The 2,130-nt window shown below is 34.9% G+C and carries 1 protein-coding gene and 1 pseudogene; one reads left to right on the top strand and one right to left on the bottom strand.

From position 1 onward, the window contains the following. Positions 1-170: 170 nt before the first annotated feature. Positions 171-443, top strand: a pseudogene (locus G322_RS0118935) (transposase); the annotation flags it as partial. Between the two features lie 453 nt (positions 444-896). Here the strand turns inward: G322_RS0118935 and G322_RS0118930 are convergent. Beyond that, positions 897-1,793: a dihydrodipicolinate synthase family protein gene (locus G322_RS0118930; RefSeq protein ID WP_022943235.1), complete on the bottom strand. Its 897-nt coding sequence runs from the start codon at positions 1,791-1,793 to the stop codon at positions 897-899. Positions 1,794-2,130: the final 337 nt, after the last annotated feature.

Raw genomic sequence — 2,130 nt, 5'->3', positions numbered from 1 at the left:
GACGTAAATGGTTGTTCCCTTTGCGAAACTTACAACGTAGAAGTGAGTTGTTTTAACCAGTAAAATAGATCAGCTATTTATTGTAATTGGTATTACCATGGAATCTAAAAAATGATCAATTAATAGCGTGGGACAAGTACAGCTAAGTGGGTTTGTTGATCGCTTACGATCTAATAACAAATGTTCGAAAAAACATGAAGAAGGTAGCAATAAGTAGATGGGATAAAGCAATGCTTAGTAAACATTACCTTATTGAAACTATCAATGATCAAGTAAAAAATATCTCATACGTAGAGCACTCACGACATCGCAGTATTACAGGCTTTATAGCAAATATGCTTGGTGGCTTGATTGCATATTGTCATAAAAAAAATAAACCCTCAATCAATTTAACACCGAATGAAAAATCTGTATTAATTGGTAAAAATATCATAATGGCTTAACCCAAATTCAGGTTACCTATGTATCTAGCTCAGGTAAGAATACTCAAATGGACAAAGATACCAAGTGATATTGAATTATCTCTATTTACTAGATATTTAACATCAATTAAAGACTATTTTCGACTGAGACTAGTTAAAAATAAACACTAGTCTGAATGAAGTACATAGGTATTTTAAATTATTGAAATTGGTATGAAATCTCTGTGTTGTAAATTTTATCAAAAGAGTGACTATTCATTATAATTCATGGTCTCATCTAATTTGTTTATCCTGCACAATACAAGATCACAAAGTTTATGCGTTTGTCATTAGCAGATTCACAGCCGGAAATTGGAGGTCTAAATATCTGCTTTTTATGAACCAAAAAAAGCCAATCACGGAGGACTGGCTACAAACTTAAGGAAGTATGTTTAAAAAAACAGTTGCTTAGACTACTTAAACTATTATATTTTGTTACTTCGCTAGGAAGTCAGCTGCTTTCATACGTGCTACCACTGTCGCTTTTTGCTCTGTGCTGAGTGGTGATAAAGGTAAACGTGCATCACCTGCATTAATACCATGTAATGCCATGGTTGCTTTACCGGCAGAAACACCGCCAAATTCAACTAATACACGGATTAATTTAATCACATTTGTCATGCTATCAAATACAGTTTGTTGATCGTTATTTTTAGCTGCTGCAATAATTTTATGGAAGATAGGAGCTGCATAATTATAAGTACTACCCACTGCACTTTTTGCGCCAATTGCTAAGGCTGCAGGTAAAAACTCATCAACACCAAATGGAATATCAAACTTGCCATCGACTGCACGTAAACAACGCTGGTATTCATAGAGATCAGTACTGTTAAATTTTAAACCTGACAAGTTAGGAATGCGCTTATCCGCTGCAATTAAGAACTGTTCCATATCTAGATTTACACCAGACATACCTGAATGATAGTAGTAGAAACCTTTTGATGGGGCGGCTGCTGCGACTGCTGCACAGTAATCAACTAATGCATCAATTGAATCTGGTTTAAAGAAACACGGCCCAATTGCTGAAGTTGCTAGAATATCTAGCGTGTCAGCGTGACGTGTTAATTCAAGTGTATCCACAATGCTTAATGCACCCGTGTGTACAATAATATCTAATTTACCTGCGCAGGCTTCTACCCATGTTTCTGCAATCGCCTTACGCTCTGCGACGCTACAGTGAATACCTTCACCTGTGGTACCACATATATAAATACCTGTAATACCATCTTTGATAAGATGCTCTGCAATTTGGCCAATTACTGTGTGGTTAACTTCATTGGTTACTGTAAATGGTGTGTGTGGAGCTGCGATTAAACCAGTTAGTTTTTTCATTATTAATACCTTAAAATAAGTTTTATGAAGAAATACTCCGACAATTCATTTAAAGTGGAGTTTAATTTATATTATGGAGTGTTAATCCGTTCTGCAACGTTTTTATGCACTTTCATTCAAAAACATACAAAAATGTGATCCAGGTTTGGTTGTTATTTGTCCTGTTTATTAAACGTTTTGTGATGAGCTTCTTCTTTATAAATAAATGTTTACCGTGGGTATTGATGCAACTAGCAGGGCGGGATCGTGCATTTTCTATTGATTAAAATAAATTGAACTTTTTTGAATATTGATGATCTGATCAAGTAACTATCCTTCATTAAAGTCGCTAATAATG

The sequence above is a fragment of the Psychromonas hadalis ATCC BAA-638 genome (genome assembly GCF_000420245.1).
Taxonomy (GTDB): domain Bacteria; phylum Pseudomonadota; class Gammaproteobacteria; order Enterobacterales; family Psychromonadaceae; genus Psychromonas; species Psychromonas hadalis.
This window is presented reverse-complemented; position numbering and strand designations above follow the sequence as displayed.

Bases quoted from the DNA above. Each gene is read 5' to 3' on its own strand.
- G322_RS0118930 (WP_022943235.1), bottom strand. From the start codon at position 1,793: ATGAAAAAACTAACTGGTTTAATCGCAGCTCCACACACACCATTTACA.